At 58.0% G+C, this 16199-nt stretch carries 17 protein-coding genes; 9 read left to right on the forward strand and 8 right to left on the reverse strand.

Features of this window, described 5'->3' with window-relative positions:
* Window positions 1-4 precede the first annotated feature (4 nt).
* The 5 genes from J3362_RS14450 to J3362_RS14470 all read left to right on the forward strand — a co-directional run bounded on the left by J3362_RS14450 (window position 5) and on the right by J3362_RS14470 (window position 5540).
* Window positions 5-1099, forward strand: a complete 1095-nt coding sequence (locus J3362_RS14450; protein WP_349520560.1) for an ABC transporter ATP-binding protein — start codon at window positions 5-7, stop codon at window positions 1097-1099.
* Entirely contained in the window at window positions 1096-1956 is an 861-nt protein-coding gene (locus J3362_RS14455) for an ABC transporter permease (protein WP_349520561.1), read from the forward strand. Before J3362_RS14450 ends, J3362_RS14455 begins: the two co-directional genes overlap by 4 nt.
* A gap of 4 nt (window positions 1957-1960) precedes the next feature.
* Window positions 1961-2812: an ABC transporter permease gene (locus J3362_RS14460; RefSeq protein ID WP_349520563.1), complete on the forward strand. Its 852-nt coding sequence runs from the start codon at window positions 1961-1963 to the stop codon at window positions 2810-2812.
* 62 nt (window positions 2813-2874) lie between these two features.
* A complete protein-coding gene (locus tag J3362_RS14465) occupies window positions 2875-3192 on the forward strand; it encodes an antibiotic biosynthesis monooxygenase family protein (protein WP_349520565.1) in 318 nt (105 codons plus the stop codon).
* A gap of 83 nt (window positions 3193-3275) precedes the next feature.
* Window positions 3276-5540: a sensor domain-containing diguanylate cyclase gene (locus J3362_RS14470; RefSeq protein ID WP_349520566.1), complete on the forward strand. Its 2265-nt coding sequence runs from the start codon at window positions 3276-3278 to the stop codon at window positions 5538-5540.
* 4 nt (window positions 5541-5544) lie between these two features.
* Here the strand turns inward: J3362_RS14470 and J3362_RS14475 are convergent, their stop codons facing one another.
* From J3362_RS14475 to J3362_RS14495, 5 genes are all read right to left on the reverse strand, one after another.
* Window positions 5545-5985 (reverse strand): universal stress protein, encoded by a 441-nt coding sequence (locus J3362_RS14475; RefSeq protein WP_349520568.1) that lies wholly within the window; start codon window positions 5983-5985, stop codon window positions 5545-5547.
* A 38-nt stretch (window positions 5986-6023) separates the two neighbouring features.
* On the reverse strand, window positions 6024-7307 hold the full coding sequence (locus tag J3362_RS14480) for a TRAP transporter large permease (RefSeq protein ID WP_349520570.1): 1284 nt from the start codon (window positions 7305-7307) through the stop codon (window positions 6024-6026).
* A gap of 35 nt (window positions 7308-7342) precedes the next feature.
* Window positions 7343-7936 carry a TRAP transporter small permease gene (locus J3362_RS14485; RefSeq protein WP_008177210.1) on the reverse strand — a complete coding sequence of 198 codons (594 nt, stop codon included), beginning with the start codon at window positions 7934-7936 and terminating at the stop codon, window positions 7343-7345.
* A gap of 109 nt (window positions 7937-8045) precedes the next feature.
* Window positions 8046-9074, reverse strand: a complete 1029-nt coding sequence (locus J3362_RS14490; RefSeq protein WP_349520573.1) for a TRAP transporter substrate-binding protein — start codon at window positions 9072-9074, stop codon at window positions 8046-8048.
* A 141-nt stretch (window positions 9075-9215) separates the two neighbouring features.
* Entirely contained in the window at window positions 9216-9842 is a 627-nt protein-coding gene (locus tag J3362_RS14495; protein WP_349520575.1) for a YqiA/YcfP family alpha/beta fold hydrolase, read from the reverse strand.
* Window positions 9843-9919: 77 nt separating this feature from the next.
* Here J3362_RS14495 and J3362_RS14500 point away from each other — a divergent pair, with 77 nt between their 5' ends.
* Complete coding sequence (locus J3362_RS14500; protein ID WP_349520965.1) at window positions 9920-10447, forward strand: glutathione peroxidase; 528 nt, start codon at window positions 9920-9922, stop codon at window positions 10445-10447.
* Here J3362_RS14500 and J3362_RS14505 read toward each other — a convergent pair.
* Both J3362_RS14505 and J3362_RS14510 read right to left on the reverse strand, forming a co-directional pair.
* On the reverse strand, window positions 10444-11451 hold the full coding sequence (locus J3362_RS14505) for an LLM class flavin-dependent oxidoreductase (RefSeq protein ID WP_349520576.1): 1008 nt from the start codon (window positions 11449-11451) through the stop codon (window positions 10444-10446). The genes J3362_RS14500 and J3362_RS14505 overlap by 4 nt on opposite strands.
* Before the next feature lie 85 nt (window positions 11452-11536).
* Entirely contained in the window at window positions 11537-12193 is a 657-nt protein-coding gene (locus J3362_RS14510) for a metallophosphatase domain-containing protein (RefSeq protein WP_349520577.1), read from the reverse strand.
* Window positions 12194-12263: 70 nt separating this feature from the next.
* Here J3362_RS14510 and J3362_RS14515 point away from each other — a divergent pair, with 70 nt between their 5' ends.
* Window positions 12264-13136, forward strand: coding sequence for an Nmad3 family putative nucleotide modification protein (locus J3362_RS14515; protein WP_349520579.1), 873 nt, complete (start codon window positions 12264-12266; stop codon window positions 13134-13136).
* Here the strand turns inward: J3362_RS14515 and J3362_RS14520 are convergent.
* A complete protein-coding gene (locus tag J3362_RS14520; protein WP_349520581.1) occupies window positions 13102-13878 on the reverse strand; it encodes a crotonase/enoyl-CoA hydratase family protein in 777 nt (258 codons plus the stop codon). The two genes, J3362_RS14515 and J3362_RS14520, sit on opposite strands and share 35 nt — an antisense overlap.
* Before the next feature lie 76 nt (window positions 13879-13954).
* Between J3362_RS14520 and J3362_RS14525 the strand changes: the two genes are divergently transcribed.
* Window positions 13955-15355, forward strand: coding sequence for an ethanolamine ammonia-lyase subunit EutB (locus J3362_RS14525; RefSeq protein WP_349520583.1), 1401 nt, complete (start codon window positions 13955-13957; stop codon window positions 15353-15355).
* Window positions 15352-16182, forward strand: coding sequence for an ethanolamine ammonia-lyase subunit EutC (gene eutC / locus J3362_RS14530; protein WP_349520585.1), 831 nt, complete (start codon window positions 15352-15354; stop codon window positions 16180-16182). Before J3362_RS14525 ends, eutC begins: the two co-directional genes overlap by 4 nt.
* Window positions 16183-16199 lie beyond the last annotated feature (17 nt).

Raw genomic sequence — 16199 nt, forward strand, 5'->3', positions numbered from 1 at the left:
CCCCATGGGAATGGATTCGGACCTGTTCTGTGAGGAACTGGTCCGCCGATTTGGCAGCAATGCCGCGGTGGATCATGTTTCCCTGGACGTGCCTGCGGGCACGTTTTTCTCCATTCTTGGCCCCTCCGGTTGTGGCAAGACCACCCTGCTGCGACTCCTGGCCGGATTCGACAAACCCGATGAAGGTGATATTCACATCCGTGGCCAGCGCATGAACGATGTGCCGCCGAACCGTCGGCCGGTGAACATGGTGTTCCAGCATCTGGCCCTGTTTCCCACCATGTCGGTGGGCGACAACATTGGCTATGGGCTCAAGCGCCGGAAAATGCCACTGGCCGAGCGTCGAAAGCGCATTGCCGGGGTGTTGGAGCAGGTTGGCCTGCCAGATCTTGAGCACCGTAATCCACAGGAGTTGTCCGGTGGTCAGCGACAACGAGTGGCCCTGGCACGCTGCCTGGTTCTGGAACCCACGCTTCTGCTGCTGGACGAACCCCTGGGCGCCCTGGACCTTAAACTTCGTGAGCAGATGAAGGTGGAGCTCAAACACCTCCAGAAACAGTTCGGGACCACCTTCGTGTACATTACCCACGACCAGTCCGAGGCCATGGTGATGTCGGATCAGGTGGCCGTTATGCGGGACGGTCGATTTGATCAGGTAGCGCCGCCGGAGGAGCTCTACCGGGAGCCGGCGACACCGTTTGTAGCGGGGTTCGTCGGCGATAACAATCGCTTGTCCGGAGAGCTTGTTTCTGTTCGGGACAATCTGGCCGAAATCCGTCTGGATGATGGCGTGCTGGTTCATGGCAGAGTCGCATCGGACAACTTACAAGCTGGCCATCGCGCTGAACTGTATATCCGGCCCGAATCGCTGGTGCTGTCAGGGGAGGCTCTCAGTGCTGGCTTCTCGTCGATGCAGGCAAAAGTGCGAACCACGTTGTTTGATGGCGCCAATAGCCGGGTCGAGGCAGAGAGCTGTGGACAGTCGGTATACGCCCGCCTGCCTCAGGATGGCTCGGCACCAAGGCTGTCTGCCGACAGCTCAATCCGGCTGGCCTGGAATCCGGCGCTGGCCAGGGTCTTCGGAGCCGAGAGTCCGTGAGGTCGTCGGTCAGTCGCTTATCGCTCTGGCTATTGCTTACGCCGTTCCTGCTCTGGATCGTTTTGCTGGTGCTTCTGCCCCACCTCCAAATGCTCCGGGTGTCGTTCCAGGTCCGTGAAAGCTGGGACACCCTTGCCTGGGGTGTTGAGCAATACCAGAACTTTTTTACCGAATCCTATTACTGGCGGACGTTTGTGCGTACCGGGGTGATGTCGCTGTTCACCACGTTTCTGACGCTGATAATCGCCTTCCCCATTGCCTGGTACATTGCCCGTCTTGCCCGGGGTCGCTCCAGAGGCATCCTGTTTCTGGCCTGCCTGATTCCCTTCTGGGCCAGTGAGTTGGTGCGTACTTACGGCTGGATGATTCTGCTGCGTGAAAGTGGCCTGTTCAGCTCCTGGCTTCAGGCGCTGGGCTGGGTGGATGGTCCGGTGGAAATGCTCTACAACGATGTCGCGGTCATTATCGGGCTGGTCTATAACGGCCTTCTATTCATGGTGGTGCCGCTGGTGACAACCCTCGATGGCATGGATGAGAACCTGGTGGAAGCCGGCTACGACCTGGGTGGCGGCCACGGGACTGTTTTGCGCGAAATCGTTGTGCCCTGGGCCATACCCGGCATTGTCTCCGGATGCATTGTTGTGTTCATGCTTACACTGGGCAGTTACCTGACCCCGGTTCTGATGGGTGGTAAGGACAGCGCCTGGTTTACCGAGCAAATCTTCACCCAGTTCATCACCCGCTTTAACTGGGAGCAGGGCGCAGCGCTTGGAGTTCTTCTGCTGGTGCTGTCGTCGGTGATCGTCTGGCTCGGGCTGAAGATCTCCGGTCAATCGTTGCGCAAGGTGATGGGATGAGGCCATGATTCGTTCGGTTCCCCGGTCCCGTTTGTTTGATGGCCTCTACCTGGCTTACCTGGTGGCATTTTTCGTGTACCTGGCCTTGCCCCTGCTGGTTACAGCCGTGTTTGCGTTCAACGATGCGCCTTTCCCGTCCCTGCCATGGCAAGGATTTACCCTGGACTGGTATTTCGCGGATGGCAGTGAGGGCCGCACCGGACTCTTCCACGATGATGGACTGCTTACGGCCCTTTGGGTCAGCGCCAAGATTGCTTTCTGGGTAACTCTGGTGAGCGTGGCCCTCGGGTGCGTTAACGCGGTGCTGTTTGAGCGGGTGCATTTCCGGGGCAAGGAATTCCTGTACCTGCTTATGCTGCTGCCGTTGGTGATTCCCGGTGTCATCCTGGGGGTGTCCATACTGGTGTTCTACAGCGGTATGGCCAACGATGTTTCGGCAGCATGGGGCATCGAGCTCGATCTGTTTCGGCCGGGCATGACTCTGGTGGTGATGGGGCAGGTCACTTTCATCGCGACCCTGAGCACCCTGGTAATCGCGGCCCGCCTGCGCAAGTTTGATCCCCAGCTGGAGGAAGCTGCCCTGAACCTGGGCGCTACGCCACTGGTGGCCTGGTTTACCGTTACCTTGCCCTGGCTTCTGCCATCCATTTTCGGGGCGGCTGCCATGGCTTTCCTGATGTCGTTTGAAAACTTCAATACCACCGTTATGCTGACGGGTAGTGACACACCGTTGACGGTGGCGCTGTTCAACCGTCTGCGGGAGGGGTCGACGCCCGTTCTCAATGCGGTGGCCCTGCTGCTGATGGTTGGATCCGCGCTGTTGGCAATGCTGGTGATGGGTCGTTCCTCACGCTAACGGGATGCTCCGTGCGGACAGGCAGCGAGACCAGACTCAACAGGCAGACGTCGGGAGGTCTCATGAAGTTCATTTTCGAAGTGCATATCCGGGAGGGGCACACCGCTGAGGAATACGCGGATGCCTGGGTAAGAGCAAGCGAAATTATCCAGCAGGCTCCCGGAGCCCGGGGTACCGAGTTGCATCGCAAGATTGGCGACCCCAATACGCTGATTGCAATTGCCTCCTGGGAGAGCAAAGAGCAGCGCGACGCTATGGAGGGGCAACACAACCCCGATGTGGCCGCCATCATCCGGAGTGCTGCGCCGTTTGTCGATATCAAGCCGATTGGTGAGTTTGAAGACCCGGAATGGGTGGTGAAGCCCAAAAAGAGTGATTAGCAGGCGTTAACCAGTCGCCATCTTTCCAGCGGGCTGGGCTATAATCAGGTCTGGTCGCCCCACAACGCAGGTTCGCCTTCCTGATGCCACTGATTAGTAGCCTGCTTCGTCTGCTTACCGCGCTGCTTCTGGTTTTACTGATGCCGGCGCTCGGCAACGCTGCATCCCAGCCGGTAACTAAGGGTTGGGAATACCGCTGGGGCGACTCTCCGTTTACCTCCGATGGTGTCCCTCAGTGGGTGTTGCAGGATGCGCCGGAAAAGTGGACCAGCATTGGCTTCCCGTCCAACCCTCCTGGCCGCGAAGGTCGTGAAAACGTCTGGTTCCGGGTGACTCTGCCAGCAGGAGAGTGGCAGGAGCCCGTTCTTTATATCTTCAGTGTCGATCTGATCGTGCAGGTCTGGGTCGACGGCGAGAAAATCTACCAGTACGGAGAGTTCGACGCCGAGGGGCGTGGCCGCTTTGAGGGCTGGCCCTGGCATGAAATCTTCCTGCCTGATAGCTATGAGGGCAAGCCAGTGTACTTCCGTGTGTTCTCCAACTACACGGACATTGGGCTGTGGGGTGAAGTCTCCATCATGGACCACCCGGATCTGGTGTTGTACATCCTCAAGAATTCCCTCGAAGCTCTCGCAATCGCAGGCTTCGCCACCCTGATTGCGCTGCTGGCGATCATCTTTGCGTTACTCCAGACGGAAAAGAAGACTTTCGCCAGTATTTCACTGTTCACCCTCGCTTCGGCCTTGATGCTGGTATCAGAAAGTCAGGCCAGTCTGCTGATTTCTTACCAGCCGTTGATGTGGGATTACCTGGCCGCCGGTTCCTACTACATGCTGCCGGTGGCCCTGGCGCTGCTGCTCGAGCAATGGCTGACCAATCATCGTCCCTGGTTAATCAACCTGATCTGGAAAGTACATCTGGTATACCTGGTCGGCGCACTGCTCGGCGCCGTTGCCGGCGTGTTTGATCTGTCCTCGACATTTCCGCCATTCGATGCCCTGTTTCTTGTTTCTCTGGTGATCATTTTCGCGGTGGTGCTGCGTCGTATCCGTCGGATGTTGCGAGAACAACAGATCTTGCTACTGGCCTTTGGCTTTTTCTGTGTCTTGCTGATTGTCGATATGGCAGTTGCCCACGGTGTACTGCCCTGGGGGCGGGTGCCGGTTAGCTGGGGCATGCTCCTGTTCTCCCTGGCCGTTGTGGTTATCTCTTTGTGGCACTATGCAGGAACCCAGGAGGCGCTGAAGCGGTTGAACGTGTCTCTGGAGGAAAAGGTGGCCGAACGTACGGCCAAAGCAGAGGCACTGGCCCGGCGTGAGCAGGCGCGGGTCCGGATGCTGACCTTCGAAAACGAGAAAAGCAGGATTCTGGGCGACGTCCTTAGCGAACTCCAGGATTGTCTGGGCCTGAAGCAAGCGTTCGGTCTGCTTACACGGGCGCTCCCGGACATCTGCAGCCCACTGAAAGGCGCCTTTTATCAAAGGGGCTCAAGCGACCGGTATGATCGCGTCGCTGTTTGGGGATTCGGCCGCCCGGTACCTCTGCCGGTATTGCTGGACGCCCGCAAAGGTCTCCCGGAACCCTCCAGGCTGCTGCAACTGAGACAGTGGTCGGGTGCTGAAGACGGGGATAGAGAAACTGAGAGTGCCACGCTTTGCTTCTGGGTGAACGTGGAGTCAGCCAGCGCGGGCAACGTAACTGAAGGCATTCTTCTGCTGGAGGGGGATGGCGTTTTCGATAACGCAGAGAGTGAGTATGGTTCGGCCCGTCTGCTCGCGGCACTGGATCAGGCCATTCAGAGAATCAGTATTACCCTCTCCAGTATTGCGCTTCGGGAAGAGTTGCAGAAGTTTTCCTACGAGGATGGACTCACGGGGCTTAAAAACCGCCGCTACTTTGATCAGCTTTTCGAGCATGAAAGCGCTGTTGCACAGCGCAACGACCTATCGCTGTCCCTGTTGATTATCGATATTGATCACTTCAAGCAGTTCAACGATACCCACGGTCATGAAGCCGGAGATGATGCCCTGAAAATAGTTGCTGGCATCCTGCAGAAGCAGTTCCGTGAGAGTGACATTGTTTGCCGCTACGGTGGTGAAGAGTTCGTGGTGGTGATGCCGGGAGCGACATCAGAAGCCGCAACGGATAAGGCGAGCCAACTCAGCAACGCAGTGAGAGAGGTGCCGATCATTCATCGGGAGAGAAATCTTGGCCCACTGACAGTCTCGGTGGGGGTTGCCAGTTGGCCGGAAAGTGGTGAGAAACCGTTGCAGATTTTGACCCTGGCCGACAAGGCGCTCTATCGCGCCAAGGAAGCCGGCCGTAATCGGGTCGAAATCTTTGGCTAGACTGCTACACCACCAGAACCGGGCATTTCGCGTGTGATGCAACCCGGTGTGAAACACTGCCCAGAAACAGGCCATCCTTGTCACTGTGCGTACCTTTGGTGCCGATGACGATCAGGTCCACACCTTTTTCTTTGGCGAACTCTACAATGACTTTTGATGGTTTACCGGCTTTAACGAAGCCGCGGACGTTTTTGCCGCCGCGCTCCGCAGCCAGTTGTTTCGCGTGATTCACCACATCCTTGGCGTACTCCGAAAGCACTTTATCCGGGATGTCCATTTCAGCCGGCCGTCCGATCGACAGGGATGCCTCAAAGAGGCTGTGATGCTTGTACACGCAAAGCAGGTAGATCTCTGCATCCGTCAGTTCTTGCAGCTCAATAGCCTTGCTCAAGGCCTCGAAGGAGGTCATTGAACCGTCTACTGCCACCAGAATCCGTTTGAACATGTCGCTCTCCTTTGTATTCACCCTCCAGGGTGGTCAGATCACCTGAAGGCCAGGTCGCGCAGGAACAACGCTATTTGCGGGAACGCAATCAAAAGCCCGGCAGCAGCTATCAGCATGAATACGAACGGCGGTGTGCCGCGAATAACCTCCAGATAGGGACGCTTGAATATCGCGATGGCAGTGAAGATGTCACAGCCGAACGGTGGCGTTGCCGAGCCTATAGCCACCTGCAGGGTGATCAGCACGCCGACCAGAACAGGGTCCAGGCCTGAAGCCTGGATTGCTGGTGCAAAGATCGGTGTCAGCACCAGAATCACCACGATCGGATCCACGAACATACAGGCAATGAAGAAGGCGACACAGATGGTAATCATCACGCCAACCGGGCCCATATCGCTGATCCCGACTGAATCCAGAATCGCCTGGGGAATCTGGGCAAAGGAAATAATCCAGGAGAAGCCGGTGCCCACGGCGACCAGGATAAACACGACTGCGGTGATCAGGCCGGTGGACTTTGCAATCCGGTAGATGTCAGCAAGCTTCAGTGATCGGAACACCACGAATTCCAGCAGGAAAGCGTAGAGCACGCAGACGGCCGCCGCCTCTGTCGGGCTGAAGATGCCACCGTAGATCCCGCCGACGATAATGACCGGGAAGAACAGCGGCCACAGGGCCTCCCGCATGGCTACGCCTCGTTGGGCCCAGGTGGACTTCTCCTCGGTTGGAAGCTTGTTGACATGGGCGTAGATCAGGCAATAGATCGAGAACATGATCAGAATCATGATGCCTGGTCCGATACCGGCAATGAAAAGTTCCGCAATGGAGGTCTCGGAGATAACCCCGTAGATGATGAAACCGATGCTAGGCGGGATCAAAAAAGCGATGTCGCTGGAGTTGATAATCAGTGCTAGCGAAAACGAATCCGAATAGCCGGCTTTGAGCAGTTTTGGCCGTAGGGGCGAGCCAACAGCCACTACCGTGGCCTGGGTTGAACCGGAAACAGCACCGAACAGGGTGCAGGACGTGGCGGTACTGATGGCCAGGCCGCCTTTTACGTGTCCGATGAACGCCATGACCATGTTGATCAGCCGGTCAGCGGATTGACCGCGGGTCATGATGTCCGCCGCCAGAATAAACATCGGAACTGCTATCAGTGAGGCGGGGCGGATACCGCCCATCATCTGTTGGACGAAGGTGCCCATCTGGCCGAAGCCATCAAACATCATTACAAAGCCGACCACCGCACCTGTGATCAGTGGAACCATCATCGGGAAGCCCAGCAGCAGCAACCCGATCATGATCAACATCATTATAGTTGCCATGATTTCCTATCCTTTCTTAACGTCAGCTGCAGGTTTCATACTTCCGATTCTGTGTCCGCGTAGCCGTCGACAACGCCAGTGGAAAGATAAACATCCTTGCTGGTGAAGTTCTTGATGGCCGTCAGGAGGTACTGAATACCCGTGATGGCAAAACCGATTGGCACCCAGATATAAATCCACCAGATCTCAAAACCCAGGGCGGGCAGAATACGGCCACGGCTGTATAGGGTTTCGATGTATCCGAAGGAGTGGTAGCAAAGGAAGAACATGACCAGAGAGGTGAACAGGGCGATGATGATCATCAAAACCTTTCGGCCCTTGACTGGTAATGCATCATAGATTGCAGACATCCGGATGTGCCTGCCGTGGCGCGCTGCATATCCGATGCCGGCAAAAGTAATCAGGATAATAAGAATCCGGTTGATTTCACCTGAGAAGAAAAGGCCTTCACCGAACACATACCGCGCAATGACATTCACACAGGTATTGATTGCCATCAGGATGACGCCAGCGGCCAGCATGAACGCCTCGACCTTGGCAATGATTTCATCGATGGTCCCCAGAAATCCGGGCAGGCCGGACTCGTAGGTGCCGGTGTCGTCTTCAAGATCCGGGGAATTCTCGGACATGGGGTCTGCTCCAGAGCATGTCGCTCCCGGCCGGTAGGGAATCCCCGGCGGGGCGGGGGTTAGCAAAGCAGCCCGCCGGCCGAGGCCGGCGGGAGTGGTTCTTCAGGAATTACTGGTTCTGAACTTCTTTCAGGTCTTCCTTGAACTGGTTCAGCAGTTCTTTGCCGCTGTCGCCAGTCATCTCGATGAACTTCTCTTCCACCTGGGGCGCGCGTGCCTTGAAGGCTTCGATCTGCTCGTCGTTCAGACGGGTAACGGTGACTTCATCACTGGCTTTCTGGATCTTGGCGAGTGCTTCGTCAGCAAGACCGTCAATGTGCACAATGATTTCTTCGAAAGCAAAGTCAGCGGCGTCTTGCACCAGCTTCTTGTCTGCATCAGACAGGCCTTCGTAGAAATCCTGGTTGGCCATCATGGCAGTGGTGAACCAGCCGTGCTTTGTGAAGACCAGGTTCGGAGACACTTCATACAGACCACCGGACTCAATCCAGAAAATCGGGTTTTCCTGCCCCTGGATCATGTTTGTCTGCAGCGCACCATAGACTTCACCCCAGGGCAGCGGGGTCGGTGTAGCGCCGAAGGCAGAATAGGTTTCGGACAGAAGCGGGTTGGTCATGACCCGGATCTTCTTGTTGTTGAAGTCTTCTGGCTTGGTGACCTTTTCGTCCACGGTCACAACCATTTCCCCTTCCGGATACATCTTGAGAAGCTCCAGACCCTTCTCTGCGTAAAGCTCCGGGAAGTCTTCATTGATGGCTTTACTGGTGCGGAAGAATTCGATCACCGTATCCATGTCGGTCGGCATCAGGTAAGGAATAAAGAAGATCTGCGCTTCCGGAATCAGGGAGCCTGTAAAGCCGGGCGACTGATTAACAAAGTTCAGGATGCCTGCCTGGGTCTGCTCCATGATGTCGTCAGACTCACCCAGCTCGCCGAAACGGTATACCTGCAGGGTGTGATCAGAGTTGTCCTCGATGTATTCCTTGAACTTGTAGGCGAATACATCCTGAACGTCGCCTTCGTACTCCTCGTGCGCATAGCGCCAGTTAGCGGCGTTTACAGAGTTTGCCATGGTCATCGCAGCGAACGCGAACGCTGAAATTCCGGCCAGTTTCTTGAACTTACTCATGCTGCTCATCGGGTTTTCTCCGTTCGTTTTTTTCCTGAAATTTATTGTTACATTAATAAAGACTGGCAAAACAAAGTGGTTTTCGCAAGAAAATGGCCAAAACAATCGTTTCAGCAGAGATGGTTTTCCCCGTTTCGCAAGTTCATGAAATCACGGTTGATTCATATCTGAAAGGCAGGTTTGCAGGAATTCGCGGAACTCACTGACGACCCGATCAAGACTGTTTTCCAGTCGGTGCCCATCAGGCAGGACCAGAATCGGAAGGCCCTGATCACGGGCCAGATCAAGCACGGGCGCTACCGGTACCACGTCGTCATCCCAACCATGGATGATCTGACGGTGGTCCGCCTGGATCAGCGGGCTGGATTGGGGATACCGGGCCATCGCCAGGGCTGGCGCCAGCATGAAGCATCCCAGAACAGGCGTTTCCGATGATGTCTGGGCGCAGACCCAGCCACCCATGCTCGAACCGGCAAGGATGGTGTGTTCCGGTTTGGCATAGAATTCAGCCATTGCCTCGCGCATCTGGGCCAGCCGTGTCGCTGGATCCCGGGTGTTGCTGTGATCAATCGCGTGGGCCTGAATGCCCGGAAAGGTTTCGGCCTCGGCTTTCATGGCCTGGATCTTGGTGCTGCCAGGGCCGCTCTCCAGGCCGTGGGAAAGGAAGACGTGGATCGGGGTGTCGGTCATGATGAATGTTGCTCCGGTGCTGAATGCTGTAATCATCTGAATGATGGGCAGCAGGGCCCGCTCTGTCCAACGTGCTGGCTGAGCCATCGGGCCGGTTGCGGCGTATAAACGAAACCTAGTTGAACAGGGAATCCGGATCCATGAAACAGGTAAAACGAGGTCTGATGATCACCGCTTTGATTGTCGGTCTGTCAGGCGCGCAGGTTGCAATGGCGGACAGTTGTCCGGCGTTTCTCGATCATGAACAACGCAAGCTTCACTCAACAGACACTGTGAATCTGTGTGATCTCGCGGCTGGCAAACCCATGCTGGTGGTCAACACCGCCAGCCGCTGTGGATACACGGGGCAGTTTGAGGGGCTCGAGGCCCTGCACAAACAATATTCGGAGAAAGGTCTGGTTGTGGTCGGCTTCGCCAGCGACGATTTCCGGCAGGAGGCAGATTCCGAAGCCGAAGCAGCCACTGTCTGTTTCAAGAACTTCGGAGTGACCTTCACAATGATCGCACCGGGAGCGGTCACCGGGGCCGAGGCTAACCCGGTGTTCCGGGCAATCAATGAGCAGAGCCAGCCCCCGCGATGGAACTTCACAAAGTATGTGATTGACCGTTCCGGCGTGGTCGTCGAGTCCTTTCCGAGCCGGGTGCGCCCACAGGATCCGGAGCTGATCGACGCAGTGGAGTCTGTGCTTTAGGACAATGCCAGCCCGGCATTTCTGGTTTGCGCCAGGATGTCGAGCGCATGCCGGCGCCTCTCGGGGTCGTAGATATCCACCGTGAACATCAGCTCCTCGACCTCAATGCCCGAGAGAATCTGTCGCAGCTGTCTCCCGATGGTTTCGGCATCGCCCAGCAGTTGCAGCCCCAGAAAATCCTTCACACTGGCTTTCTCGCCGGCGTTCCATAGCCCGTCCATGCTGTTTACGGGCGGTTTCATCCAGAGCGGTTGTCCGCGGAAGAGGGCGAGAATGCGCTGATAGCTGGTTGTAGCCAGAAACTCTGCCTCCTGCACGGAATCGGCCGGAACGGCTGGCAGGGCAAGCATGGCATGGGGTTGTTGAAGCGTTTCCGAGGGCTGGAAGTTGTCACGGTAGACTTTGAGCGCTTCCCTGTAGAGCCGGGGTGCGAAATGTCCGGCGAAGGCATAGGGCAGGCCGCGCATGGCGGCCAGCTGGGCGCTGTAAAGGCTTGATCCCAGCAGCCAGAGCGGCACATTGGTGCCCGCGCCGGGAATGGCCTTCACGGGCTGCCCTGGCTGCAGGGGGCCAAGGAGGGACTGAAGCCGGGCGACATCCTCAGGAAACTGTTCAGCACCCAGACCGTCGCGCCTCAGGGCCCGTGCGGTCACCGGGTCAGTGCCCGGCGCGCGGCCCAGTCCAAGATCAATCCGCCCCGGGTACAGACTCTCCAGTGTTCCGAACTGCTCGGCAATGACCAGTGGCGGGTGGTTGGGCAGCATGACACCACCGGAACCGACCCGAATAGACTCCGTTTTACCGGCGATGTGTCCGATCAGGACAGACGTCGCGGAGCTGCTGATGCCTTCCATGTTGTGATGCTCGGCCAGCCAGAAGCGCTTGAAACCGAGTTTCTCGGCCCGTTGGGCATAGGCCACACTGTTGGCAAGCGTGGTGCCTACCGAATCGCCCTCGCGGACGGAGGCTAGTTCGAGCAGCGAGTAATCTGGACAGTCAGGCATGGAGCTCCCGGAGTAAAAGTGGAATTCGAGAGATAGAAAACATGGTGTCTGCCGGCGCCTGTTTCAAGATTAGCCGCGAACGGTGCTACAGATCGATCACAATCGGCGGGTTCAGCGGTTTGAAACTGCCGTTACAGGTGCTGGCGTTTACGCACAGGCAATCGCCAATCTGTTCTTCGCCGTGGCCTTCGTGAATATGGCCAAAGATATGGAGTTTCAGGGACAGTCTGTCGATCCGCTCGGCCAGGGCCTCACAGCCAGGGCGCACGATGCCAGAGGGAGACTCGATTCTGTCGAGAATGCCCGCGGGAGGCCCGTGGGTGATCAGGACATCGGTGTCTCCGGGGATGCGGGCCCAGCGCTCGGCAATGGCATCGCCCCGTTCCAGATTGAATGCCCAGTTGAAGAACACTGGCGTCCATGGGCTGCCCCAGAACTTCAGGCCGGCAAGCTCCAACGGGCTGTCCTGCAAATAATGAGCGTTACGCACCAGTTCCCGGGCCTCTGCCGGTTCGTCCTGAAAACACCAGTCGTGGTTTCCGGCAATCAGTATCTTGTTGGTATGGGGCAGCTCCGAGAACCACTGGTCCAGATCCTCGAGTTCGTCCAGTGTGCCAACCCCGAGGGAATCCCCGGCGTGAATCAGCAGGTCGCCGTCCGGAACCTGGATCTGGCGGTGCATGCTGTGGGTGTCGGAGATGCAGACAATTCTCATGGTGTTGGCGGTTCCGGTCAGTGACATTCGCGCATTTTTGTTTGGTCTAAGATAGCATTTACCGCCCGTTTAGCCTTCATGCTTTTCGAGTAATGCCATGCGATTGATCCTCAGCCGAAAAGGATTTGATTCTTCTGCCGGCGGTTGTCCCAGCCCGGTCCTGCCGGATGGCTCCCTGTGCGTTTTGCCTATTCCTGATACCCGGTCCCGAATCTGCTATGACGATGTGGTTTTCGACAAACGCAGGCTCGGCAAGATTGCCCGGGATCTCACCGGTGGCCGAATCCGGGGCAGTCACGGTGCCCACCTGGACCCGGACCTGATAGCGGGTGCCTACCCCCGTGGAGATGGCTGGCGACCTGTGCTGGGCCAGACTGGCTCAGCACAGGGACACCTGCGCAATCAGGGCGTTGAGCCGGGAGATCTGTTTCTGTTCTTCGGCGTTTTCCGCCACGCCGAAATGCATAACCGGCGCTGGCGGTTTGTACCCGGATCCCGTCCGTTCCATGCCCTTTGGGGTTGGCTCCATATTGACCAGGTTCATACTGTTGACGAACTGGCACCGGATGCCATGTCGTGGGTCCGGTATCATCCGCACCTCCACGGCGAGCCGGATCCCGGAAATACGCTCTACACTTCCTCACGTTCGTTTCGATTGGCAGGCGGGGCAGAGGTTTGGTCTGGCAGTGGCGTGTTTCCAAAGATTCGCGAGGAGCTGGTTCTGACCGATCCCCAGAGCCGTCTGCCAACGCGTTGGCGCCTGCCCGCCGAGTTTTATCCTGGCGATAACCGGTCGCCCCTGAGCTATCACACCAGGCCGGACCGCTGGTGCCTGGAACCGCCCTGGTGCTATCTGGCCTGTGCCGCCAGGGGGCAGGAATTCGTGCTCGATCTCGACGCTTATCCGGAGCTGACGGACTGGCTTACGGGATTGCTCAGAACTGGCCGTGGCGGCCTGCACCCTCTTTGAATTTTCGGGCCCCGGCAATGGCCTCCTCAAAGACCACCGGATAGCCCCCAGCCCCTTCGGCTTCGAGGGCTTCCGGAGTCTCCAGGTCCCATTGATGTAAAGCAGAGGCGCGGTCTGCCCGAAGGCATCGCTGGGGGAATCCGGCAAGGGTTGTCGCAAGTTCCTGCGCGGCTTGCAATGCAGAACCGTCCGCCACTACCCGGTTTGCCAGGCCCATCTCCAGCGCTTCCTCTGCCGAGACGGGGCGCCCGGTGAGAATCATATCCATGGCCCGGCCATGGCCTACGATTCGGGGCAACCGCACGGTTCCGCCATCAATCAGGGGCACGCCCCAGCGCCGGCAGAAAACGCCGAAAACCGCGGACGCTTCCGCTACCCGCAGATCGCACATGAGCGCCAGTTCCAGGCCGCCAGCCACCGCGTAGCCAGAAACCGCGGCAATCACCGGCTTGGACAAGTGCATTCGGGTGGGCCCCATGGGGCCATGACCTGTGCCGTGAGGATCAATCCGGTTTCGCCGCTGTTCATCGCCGATCGCCTCCAGATCGGCACCGGCGCAGAAGTTTCCCCCGGCTCCGCACAGTATTGCCACCTTCAGGGCATCGTTCTCTTCGAACTCGGTGAATGCCCGGCGCAGAGCGTCGGCGGTCGGTCCGTCCACGGCATTGCGCCTGGCTGGCCGGTTTAGGGTGATGGTGAAAATGCCATCGTTGGCGTTAGTTAGAACCGCTTCATTGCTCATTGCTTTGTCCTGCCATTGATCTGTCCGGGTGATATTCACCTAAGATAGTAGAAGAGTGAATCTCAGGGAGAACGGAATGTATCGGTACAGTTTGGGAAACCGGCGCTGGCAGTTTGCAACGCTGGCAGAGTTAATGGCGAAGGCAACGCCCGCGCGCTCCGGTGACCGGCTGGCCGGCGTCATCGCCCATACCGCCGAGGAAAGGGTGGTGGCCCAGATGGCTCTGGCCGAGTTGCCCCTGAAAACCTTTCTGACTGAAGCCCTCGTCCCCTACGAGCAGGATGAGGTCACCCGGTTGATTCTTGACGATCACGATGTCGGGGCCTTTGAGCCTGTTTCCCACCTGACCGTGGGCGATTTCCGGAACTGGTTGCTGAGCGATCTGGCCACGTCCGAGATGCTGGCGCGCATACGCGCAGGGATAACGCCGGAGATGGCGGCGGCTGTGTGCAAGATCATGCGCAACCAGGACCTGATTCTGGTCGCGCAGAAATGCCGGGTGCAAACCGCTTTCCGAAGCACCGTCGGCCTGCCGGGGCGGATGTCGACGCGGCTCCAGCCCAATCATCCCACGGATGATATGACAGGCATTGCCGCCAGCATCCTGGACGGGTTGCTGTATGGCAGCGGCGATGCGGTGATCGGAATCAATCCTGCCACGGACAACCTGGCCCAGAGTGTCCGGCTGCTGCAGTTGATGGATGAGGTGATCCGCAAGTACGAGATTCCCACCCAGTCCTGCGTACTGACCCATGTAACCAATACCCTGGAAGCCATCGAGAACCGGGCTCCGGTGGATCTGGTGTTCCAGTCCATTGGCGGCACCGAAGCCACGAACAGGAGTTTCGGGTTTGATCTGGCCACCCTGGCCGAGGCCCGGGACGCAGCGCTGTCTCTTAACCGCGGCACGGTGGGTAACAACGTGATGTATTTCGAAACCGGCCAGGGAAGCTCGCTGTCGGCCGATGCCCATCACGGTGTCGATCAGCAGACCTGCGAGGCCAGGGCGTACGCCGTGGCCCGCAAATTCGAGCCGCTTTTGGTGAATACCGTGGTCGGGTTTATCGGGCCGGAATACCTGTTTGACGGCAAGGAGATTACCCGGGCCGGGCTGGAGGACCATTTTTGTGGCAAGTTGCTGGGCCTGCCCATGGGGTGTGATATCTGCTACACCAACCATGCCGAGGCCGATCAGAACGACATGGACAACCTGCTGACTTTATTGGGCGTGGCCGGCTGTAACTTCATCATGGGTATTCCCGGCTCTGACGACATCATGCTGAACTATCAGACCACCTCGTTTCACGATGCCCTTTACGTTCGCCGGGTGCTCGACAAACGGCCGGCGCCGGAATTCGAACAGTGGCTCACCCGCATGCAGATTTTCCAGGATGGCGAGGGCAAGGTGCCCGCAGACGGATTGCCGGAAGCCTTCCGGAAAAGCCTGGCCAGTTTGCCCGGAGGGGTGGGGTCATGACTGGTCATAAGCCTCCAGTAATCGCCAACCCCTGGCGCCGGCTCTCGGCCTGGACCGATGCCCGGATTGGTCTTGGCCGGGCCGGCATCAGCCTGCCCACGCACGAGATGCTGGCGTTTCAGCTCGCTCATGCCCAGGCAAGGGATGCGGTCCATCTGCCACTGGATACTTCGGCGTTGATGAAGGACCTGGCCGAACTGACCGGGCGGAGAAAAGCGGTATTGCCCCATGAACCGGTTCATCTGCAAAGTCAGGCCAGCGACCGGGTAACCTACCTGCAACGCCCGGATCTCGGGCGCAGGCTCAGCCAGAAATCCTGTGAGGCGCTGGACCGTTTGGGTCATACCGGTGATTCACCCGTCGACCTGGCTCTGGTGATTGCAGACGGCCTGTCCTCCTATGGCGTACAGGAAAACGCCGTGGGGTTTCTCGAGGCGCTGCTGGCGAACCTTGAAGCCGATGATCAGACCTGGGAACTGGCGCCTCTGATCGTTGTCTCTCAGGGACGGGTTGCGATTGGTGATGATGTCGGTCACCGGCTTAACGCCCGATGTGTTGTGGTGCTGATTGGTGAGCGCCCCGGCCTGAGTTCTCCGGACAGCCTCGGGCTTTACCTGACCTGGGCACCGGAGCCCGGACTGACTGACGCCAGCCGAAACTGCATATCCAATATCCGACCGGCGGGATTATCCTTCGAGGAGGCAAGCCGGCGGCTCGGGTATTTGCTCAGGGAGGCTCGCCGCCAGAAGGTTTCCGGGGTATCACTCAAGGATCGCTCGGAAGAGCCGGTTATCGACCAGGGAATTGGCAACTTCCTGTTACGCTAGAGTCAGCCGTTGAATCA

Origin of the sequence: Marinobacter sp. NFXS11, from assembly GCF_040148675.1 — a bacterium.
Lineage (GTDB): Bacteria > Pseudomonadota > Gammaproteobacteria > Pseudomonadales > Oleiphilaceae > Marinobacter.